This is a genomic window from Ruegeria sp. C11 (assembly GCF_056537725.1).
This window is the reverse complement of sequence record NZ_JBQFSB010000003.1, coordinates 72981-87199: the sequence shown is the minus strand read 5'-3', so window position 1 is coordinate 87199 and position 14219 is coordinate 72981. Positions and strand designations below refer to the sequence as shown.

Below are 14219 nucleotides of genomic sequence, written 5' to 3'. Positions count from 1 at the left end.
CTGCAAGCGGTGCCGGATGGCTATTCACCTGACCATCGGGCGCGCGATGATTTCGAAGTGACCTAACGGATCCGTCCTGAAACAGCGCGAGGCCTGTTGCCTATCGGAAACATCCGCCCTAATTGGGTGCTGCATACAGTGGCGTACAATGCGGGAGATGTCGAACATGAGCAGCAGGGAAACCCGGAACGGTCTGCAGATCGCTGTCGAACTGGCAGATTTTATCGAAAACCGGGCGCTGCCGGGAACAGGCGTTTCGTCCGAGGCGTTCTGGTCCGGCCTGTCCCGCATGGTAGATGAGCTTGGGCCAAAGAACAGGGCGTTGCTGGCCAAACGGGCTGACATTCAGGGGCGCATCGATGGCTGGCATCTGGCTAACAAGGGACAGGATCACGACGCCGCCGCTTATCAGGCCTTCCTGCATGAGATCGGGTATCTGGTCGATCAAGGCGATGACTTTCAAATCGAAACCACCAGCGTCGATCCCGAGATCGCTCTGATTCCCGGTCCGCAACTGGTTGTACCGATCACCAACGCCAGGTTCGCTCTGAACGCCGCCAATGCCCGCTGGGGCAGCCTGTATGACGCGCTTTACGGCACAGATGCCATGGGCGATCTGCCGGACAGCAGCGGATATGACGTTGAACGTGGTGCGCGGGTGATCGCATGGGCAAAGGCGTTTCTGGACGACGCTGTGCCGCTGGCCGAAGGGTCTTGGGCCGATGTCTCTGGCCTGAGTGTCGAAAAGGGCGGCCTGGTGCCGGCGCTGGCCGATCCGGCCGCTTTCGCGGGCTTTGGGGGCGCTGCGGACAAGCCCGATTTTGTGCTGCTTAAGAACAACGGCCTGCATGTACAGATCATGATTGATTCGACCAGCAACATCGGCGCGTCGGATCCGGCTGGTATCGCCGATGTGCGATTGGAATCTGCGCTGTCCACGATCATGGACTGCGAAGACTCGGTCGCCTGCGTGGATGCCACCGACAAGGTCGTGGCCTATGGCAACTGGCTGGGCCTGATGAGGGGCGACCTGACGGAAGAGGTCTCGAAAGGTGGAAAGACATTTACCCGCAAGCTGGCGGGGGATGTCGAATACACCACGGCGGATGGCGGGCAGGCCACGCTGAAAGGCCGCTCGCTGATGCTGGTCCGGAATGTCGGGCACCTGATGACCAACCCGGCCGTTCTGGATGGTGCAGGCAATGAGATCGGCGAAGGGCTGATGGACGCGCTCTGCACCACGCTGATTGCAATGCATGACCTGAAACGGGACGGGGGCAACTCGGTTCAGGGCTCGGTTTATGTGGTCAAGCCCAAGATGCACGGGCCGGAAGAGGTAACGTTCGCGGTTCAGATTTTCGACATGGTCGAAGACATCCTTGGCTTGCCGCGAAATACGGTGAAGCTGGGCATCATGGACGAGGAACGCCGGACGTCTGTGAACCTCAAGGAATGCATCCGCGCCGCGAAATCCCGTGTAGCCTTCATCAATACCGGATTTCTGGACCGTACCGGCGATGAAATCCATACTTCGATGGAAGCTGGGCCGATGCTGCCCAAGGGGGACATCAAGAACACACCTTGGATCGCCTCGTATGAGGACCGAAACGTTGATATCGGGCTGGCCTGTGGCCTGCAGGGCAGGGCGCAAATCGGCAAGGGCATGTGGGCCATGCCCGACAGGATGGGGGATATGCTGGAGGCCAAGATCGGCCACCCGATGTCCGGCGCGAATTGCGCTTGGGTTCCGTCGCCGACTGCGGCAACGCTGCACGCGACCCACTATCACAAGGTCGATGTGTTGGCGCGGCAGCGCGAAATCTCTGCCGGCGGAGCACGCGGGACGCTTGACGATCTGCTGACCATTCCTGTGCTTGGTGGGCGCAATCTGAGCGACGAGGAAATTGGCCGCGAAACAGAAAACAACGCCCAAGGCATTCTTGGATACGTTGTGCGCTGGGTCGATCAGGGCGTCGGATGTTCGAAAGTTCCGGACATCAATGACGTCGGCTTGATGGAAGACCGTGCGACATGCCGGATTTCATCTCAGGCGCTTGCGAATTGGCTGCATCATGGTGTGGTTGACGAAGCGCAGGTGATGGCTGCGTTGCAAAAGATGGCAGCGATTGTCGATCAGCAGAACGCGGGCGATCCGGCATATCAACCGATGGGGCCGGGTTTTGATTGTATTGCCTTTCAGGCTGCTTGTGATCTGGTGTTCAAAGGGCGGGTACAGCCGTCGGGTTATACCGAGCCGGTGCTGCACGCGCGTCGGTTGGAGTTGAAAGCAAGCCGCAGGTAACGGGATTTGGATCGAGGGGGCTATCTGCCCCCTCGCGCTCCCCCGAGGATATATTTGGCAAGAGGAAGAGAACATGTCGGTATCATTGCGCAAGGCGCGGACGATCATTCGGAAGGCGCTGGAAAAAGGGCGCGAGATGGAGCTGAAGCCGCTTTCAGTTGTTGTGCTGGATGCGGGCGGCCATGTGATCGCGTTCGAGCGCGAAGATGGTGCCGCACCGGGGCGGTTTGCGATTGCGCATGGCAAGGCCTATGGCTCGGTCATGCTGGGCATGGCCGGGACCGCGCAGATGCAGCGGGCCGAAGGGCAGGCCTATTTCATGGCAGCGGTTAACGGTGTCTATGGTGGGCAGGTTGTACCTGTGCCGGGCGGTGTTTTGTTGCGTGACCGGAAAGGCGCAGTGATGGGGGCCGTTGGAGTGACAGGTGACACATCCGACAATGACGCCGTGGCTGCCATGGCCGGAATTGATGCTGCCGGATTGAACGGTGAGGTCTGAATTTCGAAGTTTTGATTGCCTTGCCGTCGCGAAACTGTCTTGAACGACCGTCGGCGGGGAAGGATTTCTGGTCGTCGAGGGAGTTTTTCCCGGTTTGTCGCCAAAACTAGGGATGAAGTTCCAAGAAGTGCGCCCCGATAGGAACGATATGTGCGATTTCGAACAAGTCCCTGCGCTGTTACGCAGAGCGTGTGTGGTTGCAGGGCGGGGCGTGCGTGGTTACGTTTGTTCTCAGTTCAATGAAGAAACAAGGGAATGAACATGTCGCGGCCTATCGTCGGAATAATCGGTAACTCGTATATACTGAACGATCAGTACCCGACGCATGCCGGTGGAACAATGAATTCGGACGCGGTTGCGAACGTTGCGGGCTGCCTTCCCTTGCTTATCCCTTCGGATCCTCGATTTGTCTCAGTTGAGGAGCTTCTGGAGGTGTGCGACGGGTTTTTGTTGACCGGCGGCCGCCCTAATGTTCATCCCGAAGAGTATGGCGAAGCAGAAACTGATGCACATGGCGAGTTCGATCGGGCCCGCGATGCGATCGTGCTGCCGCTGGTGCGGGCCTGTGTCGAACGCGGGCAGCCCTTTTTTGGCATCTGCCGGGGCTTTCAGGAGGTCAACGTCGCGATGGGGGGAACCTTGTATCCTGAAATCCGCGACCTGCCGGGGCGGATGAATCACCGAATGCCACCCGATGGAACGCTGGAGGAAAAATTCGCCTTGCGGCACGTTGTCAAACTGAACGAGGGCGGAGTGTTTCACCGGGTGTTCGGGGCGAGCGAGGTCATGACCAACACGCTGCACGGGCAAGGGATCAAGACGGTGGGGCAAAGGATCGTCATAGACGGTCACGCGCCTGACGGAACGCCCGAGGCCATATTTGTGAAAGATGCGCCCGGCTTTACCCTTTCTGTTCAATGGCACCCGGAATGGGACGCGGCAAACGATCCTGTTTCCCGCCCGCTTTTCGAGGCGTTCGGGGATGCCGTGCGTGAGTGGTCGGAATGTGGTCGTTCGCGGCTGTTCCGCAAATCGGCCTGAATGACCAATCCCGTTTAATTTGCGCCCCGAGATAGCTCCAGAGCCAGCGCATTGGCGTGATGCATAAAGCGGTCGCGGGCTGCGGGGGTGAAGGGGTTTTCGTGTTCGATCGCGTCAAACACGCCAGGCGGATCGTTTCGGACCATGTTGGCGGCTTCCACCAACAGGTCGAAACTGGTGGTTGTCAGGCTGCGGGGAAGCGGCCCAAGCCGGGTGAGCGCCTTTGAGATGAAATGGGTAAGCCCCTGCACCACGGCTGCTTCCTGATCATGCGTTTCGGGCGTAACCAGAAACGGGCGCAATCCCAATCTGGTTTTCAGAAATGCTGCCAAGGACAGACAGGCGTCTCCTCGTACACGGCAGATTGCGATCTTGTGGCCGGACACACCGTCGGCTGCACTTTGGGGGCCGAACAATGGGTGTGTTCCCACGATCTCAACATGGTCCGGTAACAGCCGCAGCATGGTGCGGACCGGGTTTATCTTGACCGAACCGACATCCACGACAATGGTTCCGGGTCTCAAATGTGCCGCGATTGAGGAGATGGCGTTCTCAAGCATGCCGACGGGTACGGCGAGGATGACAAGGTCACAGGCAGCGATCTGGGCCGGGTCTCCGGCGGACAGCCCGTCAGGTATCGCGTTCAGTGTTGGGTCATGAACGAATACAGGCGCAAAGGGCGCAATATGCTGGGCGATTAGGCGTCCGAAGGCACCAAAGCCCATCAGGCCAACAGATTTGATTTCGGGACGGTTTTGCATCGGGGTACTCCGGGGGTAGGCCGCGATGCAGGTGATTTAGTTGGTTCAATCCGCCTGACGCGGCGGTTGAACATGATTGAGCACCCGCCGTTATTTGGGCGGGGTGTAATAGAAATTGCAGGCGATGGTCAGTCGTTTGCTCATGGGATGAGCCCTAGCTGCCGCGATCCTTCAGGTCAAGCAATGAAAGGGCCCGCAACGTTTGCGGGCCCATGTGTGGCAGTTACACCAAAAGATCGAAGCTTTGGTTCAACGGCAGGGTGCGGGCGCGCTTTCCCGTCAGGTCGAACAGCGCATTTCCCAGAGCGGGCATCGAAGGCGGTGTGCCCGGCTCTCCGGCGCCGCCCATGTGGCGGTTGGTTTCCAGAACGCGGACCTCAACCTCCGGTGCAGTGTGCATGCGGATCGCGTCATATTCGGGGAAGTTGTACTGTTCCACTTCTCCATCGGCAAAGGTGATCTCACCATAACAGGCGGCAGACAGGCCGTACATCATACCGCCGAACATCTGTGCCTTGACGGTTTCAGGATCCAGCGCCAGCCCCATGTCGCAAGCGATCCACGCCTTGTTGATACGAATGGTTCCATCTTCGTCAACGACTTCGATCACCTGCGCGACCGGAGTGCCGAAACTGTAGGTGAACGCAACGCCACGGCCTACGCCATCGAGAGTTTTGCCCGTCCAGCCGGACATCTCGCGCACGGCCTCCAGACAGCCTGCTGATGGTGCGTGCTCGTCTTTCATCAGTTCCAGACGGAACTCCAGCGGATCACGACCAGCGGCATGGGCCAGTTCGTCCATGAACGTTTCGTGGAAGAAACCGTTGTGACTGTTGCCGACAGACCGCCAGAACCCAACAGGTATGTTCAGGTCTGCGATATGGCCGCTGATGCGGTAGTTGGGGACCGCGTAGGGCTGATTGAAAATGCCCTCGACCAATACTTTGTCGGGGCCACCCCCGGCCATGCCTGTCATCCGCGTAACCGCCTGATGGGTACAGGATTGCGAGGCGACCTTGCCGTCGATCAGAACGGCCTTGCCGTCTTTGATTGCACCTTTCATACGAGCCATCGCGCCGGGCCGGTAGAAATCGTGGCGCATGTCCTCTTCACGACTCCACGTGGTTTGCACCGGAATATTGGGCATAGCCATGGCGACCTTGGTGGCGATGACGCCAAAATCGAATTCACCACGGCGCCCAAAACCGCCACCCAGATAGGTGGTGTGGACGTCAACTGCTTCGGTATCAAGGTTTGCCTCGGCCGCGATCTTCATTTGCATGAAGGTAGGCGCCTGATTGCCGCCCCAGAATTCCAGCTTTTTACCCGAAAACAGCGCGGTCGCGGTCATCGGCTCCATTGTGGCGTGGGCCAAATAGGGAACCGTGTATTCTGCCTCGATCTCGGTTGCGCCATCAGGTGTAATGCTGGCATCGCCGTCGTCGCGCATTGTTGAGTTCGGATCGGTGTCGAATGCCTCGGCGATTTTTGAGAATATCGCCTCGGTTTCGGGCGGGTATGGTGCCTCTTCCCATTCGACATCGATGGCCTCTACAGCCTGAATGGCCAGCCAGGTGTTGTTGGCGATGACGGCAACGCCGTCGCCAAGATCGACGACTTTTTCGACACCCGGCATCGATTTTGCCGCGCTGTCGTCAAAGCCTTTCATGCCGCCGCCCAACTTGGGATTTACGCGGACACTGGCGAATTTCATGTCTGGCAGACGCACGTCGATGGCGAATTCCGCCGTGCCGGTTGCCTTTTCCACCATATCCAGACGTGGCTGGTTCTGGCCCAGATACCGCCATTCGGACGGATCACGCAGATCAACCTCAACAGGGTCGAGTTTGGCTGCATCTGCCGCCAGATCGGTGTATGCGATTTTGTCGCCATTCGGCGCGATGACATGGCCAGCCTCGGTTTTCAGTTGCGCTCGGTCCACGCCAAGCCTGTCCGCCGCAGCCTGTTTGAGTGTCTCGCGGGCCGAGGCCCCGGCCTCACGCATCCGTTCAAAGCCGTCCTTCATAGAGGTCGAGCCGCCAGTAACCTGCAGGCTGAGCACTTTGCCGATGACACCCAGCGCCTCACCGAGATTGTGTTGGAAGTCCGAGATGTCATAGCCCTTATTGGGCAAGCCTTCACCGATCATTGCGGTGTTGTAATAGGCAGCGGCGGCGGGGCCATGCAGTACCGTGACCTGATCCAGTTCCACGTCCAGTTCTTCGGCCAGCAGTGCGGCCCATGTCGTTTTGACGCCTTGCCCCATTTCAGCGCGTGGGGCGAACAGGGTCACGCCGTTCTGGTCGATGAGGACAAAGGGGTTGAGCGCCGCTTCGCCTTCACGCGGCTTGAGCGGGTTTGGTGCAGGGCGATTTACATAGTAGACACCAAACGCGACCCCGCCGATGATTGCGGCAGAGCCGATCAGAAAGGTGCGGCGGACGATTTTACCAATACGTGCCATTGCTTACGCCTCCTTCAGTTTGGCCGAGGCCGTGTGGATCGCGGCGCGAATGCGAGGATAGGTTCCGCAGCGGCAGAGGTTGCCCTGCATCGCCTCGTCGATTTCCGCGTCTGTTGGTGTCGGATTTTCTGCCAGCAAAGATGCCGCCTGCATGATCTGGCCGGACTGGCAGTAACCGCACTGAGCGACCTGATGTTCGACCCAGGCTTGCTGTATGGTGGCCATGGCCTCAGGGGCGCCGATACCTTCGATGGTGGTTACATCGCCCCAAACGTCCGACAAGGTCACCTGACAGGAGCGAACGGCCTCGCCGTCGATGTGGACAGTGCAGGCGCCACAGGATGCGACCCCGCAACCAAATTTGGTACCTGTCAAACCGATCTCGTCCCGAAGCACCCACAAGAGGGGCACGTCGTCAGGCAAATCCACCTGATGTGCTTTGCCGTTGATTTTGAGTGAGGTTGCCATGGCGCGTTTCTCCTGGCTGGGCTGGTTTCTGACATAATTAGCTAAAAGTGTCAGTGTGTCAATTGACAAATATTACAAAAACTGTCAATGGTCGGGAAATGAAAGACATGAACCTCGATCCAAGGCAGCAAGCCATTTTGACCTCTGCAATGCAGGCCTTTGCGACCTATGGGTTCCGCAAGACCTCAATGGAGGACATAGCGCACGGAGCGGGGATGTCCCGACCGGCTGTGTATCTGCACTATAAGAACAAGGTGGCCATCGTACGCAGCCTGACCGAGGCGCATTACCAGGAGAAAATCCGGCAGGTGAGGGACGCCCTGAATGGCGACACATCTATTCCCGAGATTCTTGCGCGCGCGATGGCGGCGCAAAGCGAGGGCATGGCGGTGCTTCTGTCCTCGCCGCATGGCGCGGAATTACTGGATGCCGGGTCATCCAGCGCACCCGATATCGTCGAAGAGGGCGAGGCCAAACTCTCCGCGATCTATGCCGACTGGCTCAGCCGAGAGGCTGAAAAAGGTCGCGTCAAGCTGACCGGAGAAGCCAGTGAAATCGCAAGAACGATTACGTCTGCTTTGAAAGGGGTCAAGATGACCCTGACAGATCCAGCGACCTTTGACGTCAGGGTTTCACAACTGGCGGCATTGTTCGGGGCGGGGCTGGAAATCAGGTGACTTTTTGCCGGATCTTGTATTCCGGCTTATCCCACAAATCGTTGCACATCACACCCGAGAGAATGTTCGCCGCCTGCTTTACATCGTTTTCGTCGATGTAGAGTGGCGTGAACCCAAAGCGCATGATGTCAGGGGCCCTGAAATCTCCGATAACACCGCGGGCGATCAGCGCCTGCATGGCGGCGTATCCTTCGCCAAAGCGGAACGACACCTGACTACCACGCTGTTGCGGGTCGCGCGGGCTGGCAAGCTCCAGCTGGGGGCAGTTGGTTTCAACTTCACGGATAAAAAGTTCGGTCAGTTCGATGGATTTTGCGCGCACGTCTTTCATGTCCGCCAGATCCCAGATGTCCATGGCTGCAGCCAATGCCGTCATCTGAATGACCGGTGGCGTGCCCACGCGCATCCGTTCGATCCCTGATCCTGGGCGATAATCCAGATCGAAGGCAAAAGGCGATTCGTGTCCCAGCCAGCCGGAAAGGGCAGGGCGGACCTCGGGCGCAAGACGGGGTGTGACATAGATGAATGCGGGCGCACCGGGTCCGCCATTCAGATATTTATAGGTGCAACCCACTGCAAAGTCGGCATTGCATCCGGACAGATCCACCGGCACGGCTCCGGCGGAATGCGCCAGATCCCAGACCGTCAGAACGCCATTCGCATGCGCCAGTTCTGTCAGCGCCTTCATGTCGTGCATGCGACCGGTGCGATAATCCACCTCGGTCAGCATCAGCACAGCAACGTCCTCGGTCACATGTTCGGCTACCTTATCCGGGTCTACGACGCGCAACTCGTAATCCGGCCCGAGTGACCGCAGCAGACCGTCGACCATGTACAGATCGGTCGGGAAATTCCCGTTGTCCGACAGGACGACCTTGCGCCCCGGGTTCAGTTCCAGTGCCGAAGCAACCGCCTGATACACCTTGATTGAAAGCGTATCGCCAACAACGACCATGCCGGGTTCAGCGCCGATCAACCGGCCGATCCGATCGCCCAGCCCGGTCGGCATGCCCATCCATCCGGCCTTGTTCCAGCCGGTGATCAGAAGGTCACCCCATTCTTTGGCCATCATGTCCTGAACGCGGGCCTTGGCGGCCCTGGGAACGGGCCCCAGCGAGTTGCCATCAAGATAAAGGATGCCTTCAGGCAAATCGAACATGGCCTTTGTCGCAGCAAAATCGGTCATGGGGGCCTCGCTTAGGTATTTTAAGTTTGAACTATCTGGTCCGACGTAACCGACCCGAGCGCAAAAGTCCATAATCCTGAGGGATCAGCTTGTGCCGGTCACGTGGCCATTCAGATCTGACCGCCGGAAATCTGGATGCACTGGCCATTGACGCTTTGCGAACCGGGCCGCACAAGCCAAAGCGCAGCGGCGGCAACCTCATCTGCCGCTATCAGGCGTTTGTGGCGATTGGCTTCGACCATGACCTTAAGCGCTTCGTCCTCACTGATGCCCGCCCGTTGCGAGATCGAGGCCTTATTGCGATCCACGATTGGCGTGTCCACATATCCAGGGCACAGCGCATTGAATGTATAGGGCGATCCCATGAATTCCTCGGAATAGCTGCGGGTCAGGCCGATCACCCCGTGTTTCGAGGCGGAATAGGCACCCGCCCCCGGAACACCGTGCAGCCCGGCAATGGACGCCACCGAGATTACGCGTCCCCATTCGGTTGTCAGCATCGAGCGCAGGCTTTCGCGAATGGTCAGAAAGGCGCCGTCCAGATTGGTCGCCATGATATCGCGCCAAAAATCCATGTCGGTCTTTTGCAGGGTCTTCCCGACAGCGATCCCGGCATTTGCCACGCAAATCTGAACTGGCCCTCTGGCCTCGACGGCAGAGGCAACGCCCTGCACGACGCTTTGCTCGTCCCGGACATCCATGGCCAGACCGGTTATTCGATCTCCAGCCACCTCATCCAGAACTTCTTGCCTGCGACCGGTAACGGTAACCTGCGCACCATCATCGGCCAGTGCCTGCGCTAAGGCCAGCCCGATACCGGTTCCCCCGCCTGTAACCAGCGCATGCTTTCCGTTCAACGACATGAGGCCACCTCCCTTTTGAATTTCGGTGAACTCTATCCTCAACCCATCGTCTGGCAAGAGGGTCCGTTCCGTCAATTCACGGACTTACGTTCCGAATTGGTGATTAAATCAGAAGGTTGTCCCGCAGCGGCCACTCAGCTGGCGCGATTGGTCTTTTCTTTGCTGCGACAACCTGAGGTTTTGCCAAATTTGCCGGAAAGCGGTAGGACATCGCTCGGAAACGACATGACGCACATCATGTTGTCGGAAAGAGGGGACGAATGCGCCGGATCGACGTTCCGCCAGTTTGGCTTGTGGGCTTTGCGGTACTTGCTTGGCTGCAGGGCCGATATTTATCCTTTGGCCTTTCACTCGACAGTGGCCTGACGGATTTGCTGAGTGGGCTGATGATCGGAGGTGGCGTGTTGTTGGCCGTGCTGGCCATCGTTGAATTTCGCCGCCACCGTACAACCGTCATTCCGCATGAGACGCCGACAGCCATGGTGCAGACCGGAATCTACAAACGCAGTCGCAATCCGATCTACCTTGGTGACGTTCTGATCCTAGCGGGGCTGATCCTGCGCTTTGATGCAATTCTGTCACTGATCCTGATTCCAGTGTTTGTCTGGGTATTGGAGCGTCGCTTCATTTTGCCTGAAGAAGACCGTCTGCGACGCAGATTTCGGGCCGATTTCGCGCGATATGAACGCAAAACACGTCGCTGGGTATGATGGAACGCAAAACATGACCCAAAGTATTAAATTGCTGCGCTTGCGAAATAATGTTGCGCAGGATACATGTTTGCTTGTCAAACAATACCGACCACCCGCTCGACTCGAGTGATAATTAGGGGGAATTGCCGGTGAAAATAGGCACACCAAAGGAAATACTGGATGGTGAGAACCGGGTCGCGATGACTCCGGACTCGGCAGCGCAGTTGCAGAAACTGGGCTATGAGTGCGCCATCGAAACCGGAGCCGGCGCGGCTGCGGGCTTTTCGGACGAGGCATACAAGGCCGCAGGTGTCGAGATCGTGAAAACCGCGGCTTCGCTGTGGAAGGCGTCTGATATCATCGCCAAGGTGCGCCAACCCAATGCGACCGAGCTGAAGCGTCTGACCAAGGGCAAGACGCTGATCTCATTCTTCAATCCAGCAGGCAACGAAGAAGGGATGGAGCTGGCGAAATCCAAGGGCGCCAATGTGATCGCCATGGAAATGGTGCCGCGTATTTCCCGCGCCCAGAAGATGGATGCGCTGTCCTCGATGGCCAATATCGCTGGCTACCGCGCGGTGATCGAGGCAGGTAACAACTTTGGTCGGTTCTTCACCGGTCAGGTGACGGCGGCCGGTAAGGTTCCCCCTGCAAAAGTGCTGATCGTGGGTGCCGGTGTGGCCGGTCTGGCGGCCATCGGAACTTCGACCTCGCTGGGTGCTATCACCTATGCGTTCGACGTGCGCCCGGAAGTGGCCGAGCAAGTCGAATCCATGGGGGCAGAGTTCGTCTATCTGGACTTCGAAGAGGATCAGCAGGACGGTGCGGCGACCGGTGGCTATGCCTCGGTCCAGTCCGATGAATTCCGCGAGGCGCAGCTGGCTAAGTTCCGCGAACTGGCGCCCGAAATGGATATCGTCATCACCACGGCGCTGATCCCCAACCGTGAGGCGCCCGAGCTTTGGACCAAGGATATGGTCGAAGCGATGAAACCCGGTTCGGTCATTGTTGACCTTGCTGCGGAAAAGGGCGGCAACTGCAAACTGACCGTAGCGGATGAGAAAATCGTTACCGACAATGGCGTGACGATCATCGGCTATACTGACTTCCCCAGCCGGATGGCGGCGCAGAGCTCTTCGCTCTATGCCACCAACATCCGTCACATGATGACAGATCTGACACCCGAAAAGAACGGTCAGATTAATCATGACATGGAAGACGACGTGATCCGCGGCTCGACCGTGACGTATGAGGGTGAGATCACCTTCCCGCCGCCACCGCCAAAGGTGCAGGCGATTGCGGCGCAGAAAAAGCCCGAGGTCAAGGAACTGACCCCCGAAGAAAAACGGGCGCAGGAGATTGCCGAATTCAAGGCGCAAACCAAACAGCAGTTCACCTTGCTGGGTGTCGGCGGTGCGCTTATGCTGCTGGTGGGCCTGATTGCCCCGGCCAGTTTCATGCAGCACTTCATCGTTTTTGTGCTGGCCATCTTTGTGGGCTTCCAGGTGATCTGGAATGTTTCGCATTCGCTGCACACGCCTTTGATGGCGATCACCAACGCGATTTCGTCGATCATCATCGTTGGGGCGCTCATGCAGATCGGATCGGGATCGTTCCTGGTTATCCTGCTGGCGGCGCTGTCCGTCTTCATGGCCGGGATCAACATCTTCGGCGGCTTCCTCGTAACCCGGCGCATGCTTGCCATGTTCCAGAAATCTTAAGGAGGCCGGGCACATGGAATTTGGCTTCACCACTGCCGCCTATGTCGTTGCGGCTGTCCTTTTCATCCTTTCGCTCGGCGGCCTGTCGAACCAGGAAAGTGCCAAGCGTGCGGTCTGGTATGGCATCGTCGGTATGGCGCTGGCGGTTTTTGCCACGCTGGTCGGCCCCGGTTCCGGCTTGTGGCTCCTGTCGCTGCTGCTAATCGCGGGCGGCGGTTTCATCGGTCAATACGTGGCGCAGCGCGTCCAGATGACCGAGATGCCGCAGCTGGTGGCCGCGATGCACTCGCTGGTTGGTCTGGCGGCTGTGTTCGTGGGCTTCAACGCGCATTTCGAGATCAGGAATGTTGCCGAAGTCATGGCGATCGTTGACTCCGCCAAGGATGCCGACCTGTCCAACCTCGGAGCGTTTGCCAAGCTAATTGCCAAGAAAACGTCCGCGGAGCTGTCGATCCTGCATGTCGAACTGTTCCTGGGCATCTTCATCGGTGCGATCACCTTTACCGGTTCGGTCATTGCCTATGGCAAGCTTGCAGGCAAGGTGACCTCGGCGGCGACCAAGCTGCCCGGCGGTCACGCGCTGAACGCGGCTGCGGCGGGTTTGTCGCTGATCTGCCTGTTCTGGTACACCGCATCCGGCAGTCTGCTGCCCCTGGTCCTGATGACTCTGGCGGCGCTGTTCATCGGCTATCATCTGATCATGGGTATCGGCGGGGCCGATATGCCGGTGGTTGTGTCGATGCTCAACTCGTATTCGGGCTGGGCCGCGGCGGCGATCGGCTTCTCGCTTGGTAATGACCTGCTAATCGTTGTTGGTGCGCTGGTCGGCTCGTCCGGTGCGATCCTCAGCTACATCATGTGTAAGGCGATGAACCGTCACTTTGTCAGCGTGATCCTGGGCGGCTTTGGCGGCCCGCAGGGTGAGCAGATGGCGGTCGAGGGCGAGCAGGTCGCGATCGATGCCGATGGCGTGGCTGCGGCGCTGAACGACGCTGACAGCGTGATCATCGTGCCCGGATATGGCATGGCGGTGGCGCAGGCACAGCAATCGGTCAGCGAACTGGTTCGTAAACTCCGCGCCAAGGGCAAAGAAGTGCGCTTTGCCATCCACCCTGTTGCCGGTCGTCTGCCGGGCCACATGAACGTGCTGCTGGCCGAGGCGAAGGTGCCTTATGACATCGTTCTGGAAATGGACGAGATCAACGACGATTTCCCCGAGACGGATGTGGCTATCATCATCGGTTCGAACGACATCGTGAACCCGGCTGCGCAGGACGATCCAAACTCGCCCATTGCCGGGATGCCGGTTCTGGAAGTCTGGAAATCCAAGCAGGTCTTTGTCAGCAAGCGCGGGCAGGGCACCGGGTATTCGGGCATCGAAAACCCGCTGTTCTTCAAAGAGAACACACGCATGTTCTATGGCGATGCCAAGCAGTCGCTAGACAAGCTGCTGCCCATGATCGACTGATCAAACGCTTCATGAGACTTAGGAAGGCGCCCCAGCGGGCGCCTTTTCTTTTTGCGGCTCGTCAAAGCCAGACTAAC

12 protein-coding genes are annotated in these 14219 nt (G+C 58.5%); 7 read left to right on the top strand and 5 right to left on the bottom strand.

Annotated features, from left to right (window positions below):
* The first annotated feature begins 166 nt into the window (after window positions 1-166).
* The 3 genes from ACR0NA_RS06395 (at window position 167) to ACR0NA_RS06385 (ending at window position 3842) form a co-directional block, all read left to right on the top strand.
* Entirely contained in the window at window positions 167-2302 is a 2136-nt protein-coding gene (locus ACR0NA_RS06395; RefSeq protein WP_480727150.1) for a malate synthase G, read from the top strand.
* Between the two features lie 73 nt (window positions 2303-2375).
* Complete coding sequence (locus ACR0NA_RS06390; RefSeq protein ID WP_480727149.1) at window positions 2376-2801, top strand: GlcG/HbpS family heme-binding protein; 426 nt, start codon at window positions 2376-2378, stop codon at window positions 2799-2801.
* Window positions 2802-3062: 261 nt separating this feature from the next.
* Window positions 3063-3842: a gamma-glutamyl-gamma-aminobutyrate hydrolase family protein gene (locus tag ACR0NA_RS06385; RefSeq protein WP_170650724.1), complete on the top strand. Its 780-nt coding sequence runs from the start codon at window positions 3063-3065 to the stop codon at window positions 3840-3842.
* A gap of 14 nt (window positions 3843-3856) precedes the next feature.
* On the opposite strand, the gene ACR0NA_RS06380 is transcribed toward ACR0NA_RS06385, so the two are convergent.
* The 3 genes from ACR0NA_RS06380 to ACR0NA_RS06370 all read right to left on the bottom strand — a co-directional run bounded on the left by ACR0NA_RS06380 (window position 3857) and on the right by ACR0NA_RS06370 (window position 7535).
* On the bottom strand, window positions 3857-4603 hold the full coding sequence (locus tag ACR0NA_RS06380; protein WP_480727146.1) for a prephenate dehydrogenase/arogenate dehydrogenase family protein: 747 nt from the start codon (window positions 4601-4603) through the stop codon (window positions 3857-3859).
* Between the two features lie 223 nt (window positions 4604-4826).
* Complete coding sequence (locus tag ACR0NA_RS06375; protein ID WP_480727145.1) at window positions 4827-7067, bottom strand: xanthine dehydrogenase family protein molybdopterin-binding subunit; 2241 nt, start codon at window positions 7065-7067, stop codon at window positions 4827-4829.
* 3 nt (window positions 7068-7070) lie between these two features.
* Window positions 7071-7535: a (2Fe-2S)-binding protein gene (locus tag ACR0NA_RS06370; RefSeq protein ID WP_480448901.1), complete on the bottom strand. Its 465-nt coding sequence runs from the start codon at window positions 7533-7535 to the stop codon at window positions 7071-7073.
* Between the two features lie 98 nt (window positions 7536-7633).
* Between ACR0NA_RS06370 and ACR0NA_RS06365 the strand changes: the two genes are divergently transcribed.
* Window positions 7634-8212: a TetR/AcrR family transcriptional regulator gene (locus tag ACR0NA_RS06365; RefSeq protein WP_480727142.1), complete on the top strand. Its 579-nt coding sequence runs from the start codon at window positions 7634-7636 to the stop codon at window positions 8210-8212.
* On the opposite strand, the gene kynU is transcribed toward ACR0NA_RS06365, so the two are convergent.
* On the bottom strand, window positions 8205-9398 hold the full coding sequence (kynU, locus tag ACR0NA_RS06360; protein ID WP_480727140.1) for a kynureninase: 1194 nt from the start codon (window positions 9396-9398) through the stop codon (window positions 8205-8207). The two genes, ACR0NA_RS06365 and kynU, sit on opposite strands and share 8 nt — an antisense overlap.
* 110 nt (window positions 9399-9508) lie before the next feature.
* Window positions 9509-10261 (bottom strand): SDR family NAD(P)-dependent oxidoreductase, encoded by a 753-nt coding sequence (locus ACR0NA_RS06355; protein ID WP_480727138.1) that lies wholly within the window; start codon window positions 10259-10261, stop codon window positions 9509-9511.
* Window positions 10262-10521: 260 nt separating this feature from the next.
* Here ACR0NA_RS06355 and ACR0NA_RS06350 point away from each other — a divergent pair, with 260 nt between their 5' ends.
* The 3 genes from ACR0NA_RS06350 (at window position 10522) to ACR0NA_RS06340 (ending at window position 14142) form a co-directional block, all read left to right on the top strand.
* The gene (locus tag ACR0NA_RS06350) at window positions 10522-10971 is read left to right on the top strand and encodes a methyltransferase family protein (RefSeq protein ID WP_480727136.1); all 450 of its coding nucleotides are present in this window, start codon (window positions 10522-10524) and stop codon (window positions 10969-10971) included.
* Between the two features lie 131 nt (window positions 10972-11102).
* Window positions 11103-12674 carry a Re/Si-specific NAD(P)(+) transhydrogenase subunit alpha gene (locus tag ACR0NA_RS06345; protein ID WP_480727134.1) on the top strand — a complete coding sequence of 524 codons (1572 nt, stop codon included), beginning with the start codon at window positions 11103-11105 and terminating at the stop codon, window positions 12672-12674.
* A 13-nt stretch (window positions 12675-12687) separates the two neighbouring features.
* Window positions 12688-14142 (top strand): NAD(P)(+) transhydrogenase (Re/Si-specific) subunit beta, encoded by a 1455-nt coding sequence (locus tag ACR0NA_RS06340; protein ID WP_170650715.1) that lies wholly within the window; start codon window positions 12688-12690, stop codon window positions 14140-14142.
* The last annotated feature ends 77 nt before the right edge of the window (window positions 14143-14219 follow it).

Coding starts and splice junctions, on each gene's coding strand:
- ACR0NA_RS06395 (WP_480727150.1), top strand. CDS start 167: ATGAGCAGCAGGGAAACCCGGAACGGTCTGCAGATCGCTGTCGAACTG.
- ACR0NA_RS06390 (WP_480727149.1), top strand. CDS start 2,376: ATGTCGGTATCATTGCGCAAGGCGCGGACGATCATTCGGAAGGCGCTG.
- ACR0NA_RS06385 (WP_170650724.1), top strand. CDS start 3,063: ATGTCGCGGCCTATCGTCGGAATAATCGGTAACTCGTATATACTGAAC.
- ACR0NA_RS06380 (WP_480727146.1), bottom strand. CDS start 4,603: ATGCAAAACCGTCCCGAAATCAAATCTGTTGGCCTGATGGGCTTTGGT.
- ACR0NA_RS06375 (WP_480727145.1), bottom strand. CDS start 7,067: ATGGCACGTATTGGTAAAATCGTCCGCCGCACCTTTCTGATCGGCTCT.
- ACR0NA_RS06370 (WP_480448901.1), bottom strand. CDS start 7,535: ATGGCAACCTCACTCAAAATCAACGGCAAAGCACATCAGGTGGATTTG.
- ACR0NA_RS06365 (WP_480727142.1), top strand. CDS start 7,634: ATGAAAGACATGAACCTCGATCCAAGGCAGCAAGCCATTTTGACCTCT.
- kynU (WP_480727140.1), bottom strand. CDS start 9,398: ATGACCGATTTTGCTGCGACAAAGGCCATGTTCGATTTGCCTGAAGGC.
- ACR0NA_RS06355 (WP_480727138.1), bottom strand. CDS start 10,261: ATGTCGTTGAACGGAAAGCATGCGCTGGTTACAGGCGGGGGAACCGGT.
- ACR0NA_RS06350 (WP_480727136.1), top strand. CDS start 10,522: ATGCGCCGGATCGACGTTCCGCCAGTTTGGCTTGTGGGCTTTGCGGTA.
- ACR0NA_RS06340 (WP_170650715.1), top strand. CDS start 12,688: ATGGAATTTGGCTTCACCACTGCCGCCTATGTCGTTGCGGCTGTCCTT.